The following is an 8,688-nucleotide window of genomic DNA, read 5'->3' as shown; positions in this document are numbered from 1 at the left end:
GCGCAGCGCCCGCGCGGCGATGATCCCGGCGCAGATCGCCGCGGAGGACGAGCCCAGCCCGCGCGCGTGCGGGATCCGGTTGACGCAGCGCAGCCGGATGCCGGCGGGGCGGGGCAGGCCCATCCGGTCGAAGGTCCTCCTCATCGTCGCGACGATGAGGTGACCGCCGTCGAGCGGGACCTCGCCCTCCCCCTCCCCCTCGACGGAGACCTCGGCGGTCTCGGCCGCGCCGCCGGAGGGGGGTTCGTAGAGGGTGGCCTCCACCTCGTCGTGGAGGGCCAGGGCCAGCCCCAGCGTGTCGAATCCGGGGCCGAGGTTGGCCGAGGTCGCCGGAACCCGGACGACCACCGTGCTGTCGGTCATGCGTTCCCTAATGCAGAGGAGCCGGTGGGATCAGTCGAGTTCGAGGGCGCTCGCGGCGGCGTGGGCGTCGATCGGGATCGTGATCGGGGTGGGCGCGCCGGAGATGGCCCAGTCGGGGTCCTTGAGCCCGTTGCCCGTCACCGTGCAGACGACGCGCAGGCCGGGCTCGACCAGCCCCTGCTGGTGGGCCTGGAGCAGGCCCGCCACGCTGGCCGCGGAGGCGAGCTCGACGAACACGCCCTCCTCCTGCGCCAGCAGCTTGTAGGCGGCGGCGATCTGGCGGTCCGTGACGGCCTGGATGACGCCGCCGGACTCGTCGCGGGCGCCTCGGCGAGCTTCCAGGAGGCGGGGTTGCCGATGCGGATCGCGGTGGCGATCGTGTGCGGATGGGTCACCGGGGCGCCGTTGACGATCGGCGCGGAGCCGCTGGCCTGGAAGCCGAACATCCGGGGCGTCCTGGTGGCGACGCCGTCGGCGGCGTACTCGGTGTAGCCCATCCAGTAGGCGGAGATGTTGCCGGCGTTGCCGACCGGGATGCAGTGGACGTCGGGCGCGTCGCCGAGGGCGTCCACGATCTCGAAGGCGGCGGTCTTCTGGCCCTGCAGCCGGAACGGGTTGACCGAGTTGACCAGCGCGATCGGGTAGTTCTCCGAGAGCTTCCTGGTCATCTCCAGGCAGTCGTCGAAGGAGCCCTCGACCTGCAGCAGCCGCGCCCCGTGGACCAGCGCCTGCGCCAGCTTGCCCATGGCGATCTTGCCGCGGGGCACGAGCACCGCGCAGGTCAGCCCCGCGCGGACGGCGTAGGCCGCGGCGGAGGCGCTGGTGTTGCCGGTGGAGGCGCAGATGACGGCCTTCGCGCCGTCCTCGACGGCCTTGCTGATGGCCATGGTCATGCCGCGGTCCTTGAAGCTGCCCGTCGGGTTCAGCCCCTCGACCTTCAGGTAGACCTCGCAGCCGGTCAGCGCCGAGACCCGGTGCGCCGGGACGAGCGGTGTGCCGCCCTCCAGGAGCGTCACGACGGGCGTCTCCCCGGTGACCGGAAGACGGTCACGGTATTCCTCGATGAGGCCACGCCATGCCCTGGTCATGATTGCTCCTCCCGCGCACGGTTCCACCGCGCGCGCCCTACCTGCGGTGTCGGGCAACGAGTCTACGGCCAACCGTCTGACCCCCGGGATGCGACGTCCGCCAAATGGACGGCCGCTCCCCCTCTCCCGGGAAACGCGCCCGGGAGACGCCCAGGAGACACTGAGGAACGGCGGGTAGGGTCGACAGGGCTTGACAAGCGGAACCCCCGACGGTCTGACAGCGGAACCCCGGACGATCTGACAAGGAGCGCGGCTGCCATGACGGGCGGAGCGGCGATCGGCCTGCCCCCGATCCGGCACAACGACTACTCGCCCCTGAGCCCCCCCGGGCTCGGCGGCTGGGAGCCGTCCCTGCCGGTGAGCGTGGTCATCCCCGCGCGCGGCGGGCAGCACCGGCTCGACCTGGCCCTCGCGGCGCTGGCGGCGCAGAGCTACCCGGACCACCTCATGGAGGTGATCGTCGTCGACGACGGCAGCGAACCGCCGCTGCGGCTGCCGGAGATCGCCCCGGCGGACACCCGGATCCTCACCGCGGACCCCGGGCGATGGGGCATCGCGCACGCGGTCAACTCCGGGGCGGCCCGGGCGGACGGGCTCGTGCTGCAGCGGCTGGACTCCGACATGGTCGTCTGCCGCGAGCACATCGAGGCGCTGGCCCGCTGGCACCACCTGAGCGACCACGTGGTCGCCATCGGCGCGAAGAAGTTCATCGAGGAGCCGCCGGTGACGCCCGCGCGGGTCCACGAGGCGGTGCGCGCGGGCTCCCTGGCGGACGTCTTCGACCTGTCCGCGGCGCTGCCCAGCTCCACCGAGAGGACCATCGCCCGTCTCGACGGCCTGCGGGCCAGCCGCAACCCGTACCACGTGTGCACCGGTCCGACCGTGTCGATGCGGCGGGAGGTCTTCCACGCCGTGGGCGGGCTCGACCCCGCAGTGCTGCGGGGGGAGGACACCGAGTTCGCCTACCGGCTGGCCCAGCACGGCGTGGTGTTCATCCCCGACATGGCCGCCCAGGCGGTGCATCTCGGGCTGCCGGCGCAGCGCCTCGACCGGGACCGGGCCCTGCGCCTGGTCTCCCCCTACCTCGCCCACCGGATCCCGCTCCGCCGGGACCTGCGCAGGGACCGGGAACGGCGCTGGCTGGTGCCGTACGTCGAGGTGGTGCTGCACGTGGACGGCGCCGCCGAGGAGCGGGTCCGCCAGGCGGTGGGCGCGGCGCTGTCCGGTTCGGTCGGCGACGTGGCGGTCGCGCTGGTCGCGCCGTGGCCGGAGCCGGACGGGGAGCACCGCCCGGTGCTCGACGGCCCGGACTTCGAGCTGCGGTTGATGCGCGAGTACTTCGCCCACGATGAACGGGTGCGGACGGTCACCGAGGTGCCCCCCACCCCCGCGCCGATCCCGTTCCGCTACACCGGTCCGGTCGCCGTCCCCCCGGGTCCCCGGACCCTGGAGAAGATGATCGACGCGCTCCAGCGGGACCGCCTGGGGATGCTCACCGTCGACCTGGGCGCGGACGGCACCGCGGTCCTGGAGCGGACCGAGGCGCTGGGACGGGCCCTGCTGCTCGGCGCCGGCGATCCGGACGCCGTGGCCGCCTCGGTCCAGACGACCCACGGCGTACGGCGGGGCGAGCGCGCGGAGTTCTGGCCGACCGCGCGAACGGCCCGAAGCGGGTCGGGGGCCACGCCCGGGTCGGGGGCCACGCCCGAATCGGGATCGAGACCGGGATCGGGATCGGGGTCCGAACGGGGATCAGGGCCGGGGCCCGGGATGAAGCCGCCGGAGCCGGTCCCGCCCGCGGCGAAGGCCCAGGGCAGGTCGGCCCAGGGCAGGGACGAGGGGCGCAGACCGGAGACGGACAGGCGGCGTCCGGAACAGGACAGGCGTAAGCCGGAGCAGGACAGGCGTAAGCCGGAGCAGGACAGGCGCGCCCCCGCCAATCCGCCCCTCCGGCGGTCGCGCGCGCTGCTCTCCCGCCTGCGCGCCGTGATCTACCAGGAATAGCGTCCGGAGGCGGGGCACGCCGCCGGCCGGGCCCCGCATCCGCCGCGCCCGGCCGGCGCACGCCGTACCAGGACGACCGCGACCGTTTCTCGGCGGAGCCGGCGTGCGGGACGACCGGGCGTCGGCATGCGAGACGACCGCGGCCGCTCCTCGGCGGAGGGGGCGTGCGGGACGACCGGGCGTCCCCGGCCCGCCGGAGGGCCCGCCCGTGCGGGCGACCTGTGATGACGGCTCCGTTTAGTACGGAAAATCCGTACAGGTCTTTTCCCTCCCTTAAAATCTTCTGCAGTTCGCAGATGAACGTCACTCTGACGGCACGATCCCGCCGACCCCGTCGCGAAAGGCCCGTCAATGCGCGCTGTGACACCGCGCCGCCCCCGCACGACCGCCGATCCCAGGGGAGCCGGAACCGTACCCCGGACCCCGGTCGGCCGCGCGGGACGGGGCGTCCGCCGATGAGCGGCGGGACGACGGCCGATGAGACGACGGCCGGTGGAGCGGGCGGCGGGCAGCCGCGCGTCCGGCTCAACGACTACGGCTCGCTCACGCCCGCCGAGATCGGGGCCTGGACCCCGGTCAGGACGGTCAGCGTGGTCATCCCCGCCTACCGGTGCCAGGAGACGCTCGACCTGACGCTCGCCGCGCTGGCCGCGCAGAGCTACCCCGCGCACCTGACCGAGGTGATCGTGGTCGACGACGGCGGCGGGCCCGCACTGAGGATCGGCGGGCCCGCTCCCGAGCGGACGCGGATCGTGCCCAGCCGCCCGGGCGGGTGGGGACGCGCCTGGGCCTGCCAGACCGGGGCGGACGCGGCCGAGGGCGAGGTGATCCACTGGCTCGACGCCGACATGATCCCCTTCCGTGAGCACCTGGAGGCCCAGCTCCGCTGGCACCACCTCGCCGACTATCTGGTGGTGCTCGGCTCTCTCCGCTTCACCGACCCGCCGGACGGCCTCCCCTCGGCGGCCGAGGTCCACGAGGCGGTCGCGGACGGCCGGGCGGAGGGGCTCTTCCCGCCGGAGGCCACCCGGCCGCACCGCTGGGTGGAGGAGTTCCTCGCGCGGACGGATCGCCTGCGGGACTGCCCGACCGGCGCCTACAACGTGCACTGCGGGGCGACCGCCTCGGTCACCGCCCGGCTGCTGCGGGCGGCCGGCGGGATGGACACCTCCCTGGTGCTCGGCGAGGACACCGAACTCGGCTACCGCCTCTCCCAGCAGGGAGCGGTGTTCGTCCCCGAGGCGGGGGCCCGCAGCTGGCATCTCGGGACGCACACCGTCGGCGTGCGGGAGGCGGAGGTCAAGCGGCACAACTGGCCTTTGCTGGCCGAACGGGTACCGAGATGCGCTGGCTGCGCACCCATCCCAGCCGCCGCAGGCTGGTGCCGCACACGGACGTGGTGGTGGACGCCGCCGGCGCGCGCTACGAGGACGTCCGCGCGACCGTCGACGGCGTGCTGGCCTCGACGCTGCCGGACGTCGCCGTGACGCTCGTCGGCCCCTGGAGCACGCTCACCGCCGAGCGCCGCTCCCCCCTCGACGATCCGCTGCTGGATCTGCGGCTGGCCCGCGGCACTTACGAGCACGACGGCAGGGTCGTCTTCGTGGAGGAGGCGGAGGAGGACTCCGCGCCCGCGATGTTCCGTCTCCGCCTGCCCGCCGGCTGGGTGCCGGGCGCGGACAGCCTGCGGCGCCTGACCGCCGACGCGGACACCGACTGCGCCGGCGTGGTCTGCGTCGTCCTGGACGACCCCCGGGAGCGACCGGAGGACCTGCACGGAGATCCGGCGGAGGGGCAGGCCGAGGACCGATCCGGAGACCCGGCGGAGGGGCAGGCCGAGGGCCGGGTGGTGGCCCGGCTGGAGCGGACCGCCGCGGTGACGCGCGCCCGGCTGCTCGCCGCCGAGGGGGAGGATCTCGACGACGTCGTCCGCCTGACGTTCGGCGTGCGCTGGACGGACGGCGGGGCCTGGGGTTTCCTCCCCGCCGGCGAGGCCCCCGCGCCGAGCACGGTCCGGGTGGAGGCGGAGGCCGCCCGGCTGCGGAGCGAGGCCGCGAAGTGGCGCGCGGAAGCCGACCGGTGGGAGGCCGAGGCCGCCAAGCGGGGGGGAGAACGCCGCCCGGTGGAGGGCCGAGGCCGCCGAGCGGAAGGGTGACGCCGCCCGCTGGAAGGCGGCGGCGGCCAAGGCGAAGGACGACGCCGCCCGCTGGAAGGCCGAGGCCGCCGAGCGGAAGGGCGATGTCGCCCGCTGGAAGGAGGAGGCGGCCCGGTGGCGGGGTTCCGCCGTGCAGTGGCGGCGGGAGCTCTCCGAGGCGCGCCGGCTCCGGCACCGCTGGCGGCGCGGGCTCCTTCGGCGGATGCCGTTCCTCCGCACGGTCGCGGGATCCCCGGACCGGCAGCAGGGTCCCGGCGACCGCTGAGCACGGCTCCCGGGACGGGCCGCAGCCCCGGGACGGGCCGCAGCGCATTACGGGAGCCATGCGGGCGCTTCGGAATTACAAACGTTACTTTTACTGATATACCCTCATCAGGGCGGCAAATGATCCCGGTGTGTTCTCTCCGCCGGGTGAAGACGACGGCAGGAAAGGTACGTGCGGATGCCCACGCCCCGACAACTGGCGGTCCCGGCCGCGGCCGCCGGTTCCCTGGTCCTGGCCGGGCTGGCGCTGGCGGTGGCCTCCGACGCCCTCCCCGCGGCGGACGCCGTCGTCATCGCCGGGATCCTGCTCCTGCTCGGCGTCCAGGCGCTCGTCCTGCTGAGCGTCCGCCGGGCCGACGGCAAGGCGCTGCGCGCCGACACGCGGATGAAGCGCTGCGAGGCCGAGCTCTCCCGGCTCGCGGCCTCGACCGAGCGGCTCGGCGTCCGGCTCGACGAGATCACCGGACTGCTCGGCGAACGCGACCTCCGGCACGGGGAGGACCTGCGGGCGATCCTGGCCTCCCTCGGCGAGGACCGGCTCCACACGGTGTCCCTCCGGGAGGAGATCGGGCGGCTCGCCGCCGAGCTCCGGCCCGCGTCCCCCGGGACCGGCGCCGAGTCCCCGCTCCGGCCCGTCGGGAGCGGGAACCCCTCCGAGAGCGGGACATGACGGCCTCCTCCTCCTTCCCGGAGCACGACCCCTCCCCGGAGCACGACGCGCCGCCGTCGCCCGGAGCCCGCGTCCGGCACAACGACTACTCTCCGCTGCGGCCCCCCGCTCCCGGCGACTGGCGTCCGCGGCTCACGGTCAGCGTGGTGGTCCCCGCCTACGACTGCCAGGAGGAACTGGACCGCACGCTCGCCGCGCTGGCCGCCCAGAGCTATCCCGCGCACCTGATGGACGTCGTCGTCGCCGACGACGGCAGCTCCCCCGCGCTGCGGGTGCCCGCCCTGGCCCCCGCGAACACCCGGATCGTGCGGGTGCCCGGGGACCGGTGGGGACGTGGCTGGGCGCGGCAGACGGGGGTGAGCGCCGCCGAGGGCGAGATCGTGCACTGGGTCGACGCCGACATGGTCCTCGACCGGGAGCACGTCGAGGCGCACATGCGCTGGCACCACCTCCTCTCCTACGCGGTCGTGCTCGGGGACGTCCTGTTCACCCCCGAGGGGTCGCGCCCTCCCCGCGGGAGATCTCCGCGGCCGTCGGCGCCGCGCCGCCGCCCGGTTGTTCGGCGAGACCTTCCCGCACGCCCACCGGGCCCGGGTGCTGGAGGAGACCCGGTGGCTGCGGGACGCCCGGACCGACGCCTACCGCCTGCACACGGGCGCCACCACCTCCGTCCCCTCCGCGCTGCTGCGGGCCGCGGGCGGGGTGAACACCTCGCTCAACATGGGAGAGGACACCGAGCTCGGCTACCGGCTGGCCCAGGCCGGCGCCGTCTTCGTGCCCGACCCGCAGGCGCGCAGCTGGCACCTCGGTCCCTCCACGGTCATGCTCAGGGAGAAGGAGGTGCACCGGCACAACTGGTCCGTGCTGCCCGACCTGGTCCCCGACCTGCGCTGGCTGCGCGGCCATCCGCGCCGGAGCTGGCTGGTGCCGTACGTCGACGTCGTCGTGGACGCGCGCGGAGCCTCCTACGAGGACGTCCGCGCGACCGTCGACGCGGCCCTGGCGGGCACGCTCGCCGACGTCTCCGTCACCGTGCTCGCGCCGTGGCGCGAACTCGGCGAGGGACGGCACCCCTCCCTCGACGACCCCGCACTCGACCTCAGGCTGGTCCGCAATCTCTACGCGCACGAACCGCGCGTCTCCCTCGCCGAGCGGGTCCCCGCCACCTCCGCCCCCGCGCCGTTCCGGCTGACCTGCCCGGCCGGGCGGGTCCTCGGTCCCGACAGCCTCGCGAAACTGGTGCAGGCGGCCCAGCAGGAGGGGTACGGCCTGCTCAACGTCGTCCTGGACGAGCTCCCCGACGGTGTGCGGACGATGCGGCTGGAGCGCACGGCCGCCTTCGCCAGGGCCGCCCTGTTCTCCGGCGGGCAGCCGTCCGACGAAGCGGTGCGCGAGCTGTTCGGCACGCTCTGGCTCAGCGCGGACGAGTTCGGCGTCACGACCGCCGGGGACGCCGAACCGGTCACCGGCGACCCCGCGAAGTGGCGGGCCGGCGCGGTGAAGTGGCGGCGTGAGGCCCAGCGGCTCCAGAGCGAGACGGAGCGCCTGCGCGCGGAGACCGAACGGCTGCGCGCCCGGGTCGAGCGGCTGGAGGGTGAGCGGCCGAACCGGCCGTTCTTCGGCCTCGTCGCGACGGCCATGCGGAACGGCAAGACCGCCGGCTGATGAGTCCCTCGGCCGACCCCCTGGTCAAACTCGTCCACAGCGCCGTGGGACGGGGCGGCGCACGGCCCGTCCGGATCTACCACGCCGGTCTCGAGACGCTCGCCGGGCTGGAGTCCTTCCAGGTGACGGACCTGGACGGCGACCTCGCCGACGCGCCCTCCGCCGAGGAGAAGGCCGCGGAGGTGCTGGTCCTCGCCCAGACCCCGACCGACCTGCGCCGCGTCGCGGCCCTGCAGTCGCTCCTGCCCTCGGCCGCCCGGGTCGTCGTCGTGGTGGCCGAGACGCCCGCCTGGTACACCCCGCCGGTCCTGTCCCCCACCCCCGCCCACCGCTGGCGGGCCCTGACCGAGCTCCGCGTGTACCGGCCCAGAGCGCCGATGTGGGTGGTCGACGCCGCGTTCTCCAAGGCCACCCCCGCCGGGCGGGTGCTCGCCGCGACGGCCCGGGCCTTCGCCGGGCACCGGCTGGACGCCGTCTCC

The 8,688-nt window shown here is 74.9% G+C and carries 7 protein-coding genes and 2 pseudogenes; 7 read left to right on the top strand and 2 right to left on the bottom strand.

Features of this window, described 5'->3' with window-relative positions; all coding sequences use genetic code 11:
* Both ACWJ6R_RS24370 and thrC read right to left on the bottom strand, forming a co-directional pair.
* On the bottom strand, positions 1 to 363 hold a 363-nt coding region (locus tag ACWJ6R_RS24370), incomplete at its 3' end, for a GHMP family kinase ATP-binding protein (RefSeq protein WP_449064460.1).
* A 30-nt stretch (positions 364 to 393) separates the two neighbouring features.
* Positions 394 to 1,451, bottom strand: a pseudogene (thrC, locus tag ACWJ6R_RS24365) (threonine synthase).
* A 258-nt stretch (positions 1,452 to 1,709) separates the two neighbouring features.
* On the opposite strand from thrC, the gene ACWJ6R_RS24360 reads away from it, so the two are divergent.
* The 7 genes and pseudogenes from ACWJ6R_RS24360 to ACWJ6R_RS24330 all read left to right on the top strand — a co-directional run.
* On the top strand, positions 1,710 to 3,455 hold the full coding sequence (locus ACWJ6R_RS24360) for a glycosyltransferase (protein WP_449064459.1): 1,746 nt from the start codon (positions 1,710 to 1,712) through the stop codon (positions 3,453 to 3,455).
* A gap of 455 nt (positions 3,456 to 3,910) precedes the next feature.
* Positions 3,911 to 4,942 carry a glycosyltransferase family 2 protein gene (locus ACWJ6R_RS24355; RefSeq protein ID WP_449064458.1) on the top strand — a complete coding sequence of 344 codons (1,032 nt, stop codon included), beginning with the start codon at positions 3,911 to 3,913 and terminating at the stop codon, positions 4,940 to 4,942.
* Positions 4,858 to 5,610, top strand: a complete 753-nt coding sequence (locus ACWJ6R_RS24350) for a hypothetical protein (protein WP_449064457.1) — start codon at positions 4,858 to 4,860, stop codon at positions 5,608 to 5,610. Before ACWJ6R_RS24355 ends, ACWJ6R_RS24350 begins: the two co-directional genes overlap by 85 nt.
* Positions 5,611 to 6,052: 442 nt before the next feature.
* A complete protein-coding gene (locus ACWJ6R_RS24345; protein WP_449064456.1) occupies positions 6,053 to 6,544 on the top strand; it encodes a hypothetical protein in 492 nt (163 codons plus the stop codon).
* Positions 6,541 to 7,008: pseudogene (locus tag ACWJ6R_RS24340) on the top strand (glycosyltransferase); the annotation flags it as partial. The gene ACWJ6R_RS24345 and the pseudogene ACWJ6R_RS24340, both read left to right, overlap by 4 nt.
* A 91-nt stretch (positions 7,009 to 7,099) precedes the next feature.
* Positions 7,100 to 8,209: a glycosyltransferase family 2 protein gene (locus ACWJ6R_RS24335; protein WP_449064455.1), complete on the top strand. Its 1,110-nt coding sequence runs from the start codon at positions 7,100 to 7,102 to the stop codon at positions 8,207 to 8,209.
* The coding region (locus ACWJ6R_RS24330; RefSeq protein ID WP_449064454.1) for a hypothetical protein at positions 8,209 to 8,688 on the top strand (480 nt) is incomplete at its 3' end. The genes ACWJ6R_RS24335 and ACWJ6R_RS24330, both read left to right, overlap by 1 nt.

It is taken from the genome of Planomonospora algeriensis, from assembly GCF_977012225.1.
The sequence above is the reverse complement of the archived record's forward strand: the minus strand, read 5'-3'. Positions and strand labels throughout refer to the sequence as shown.

What these genes read in the sequence shown, in the direction of transcription:
- ACWJ6R_RS24360 (WP_449064459.1), top strand. Translation starts at nt 1,710, where the DNA reads ATGACGGGCGGAGCGGCGATCGGCCTGCCCCCGATCCGGCACAACGAC.
- ACWJ6R_RS24355 (WP_449064458.1), top strand. Translation starts at nt 3,911, where the DNA reads ATGAGCGGCGGGACGACGGCCGATGAGACGACGGCCGGTGGAGCGGGC.
- ACWJ6R_RS24345 (WP_449064456.1), top strand. Translation starts at nt 6,053, where the DNA reads ATGCCCACGCCCCGACAACTGGCGGTCCCGGCCGCGGCCGCCGGTTCC.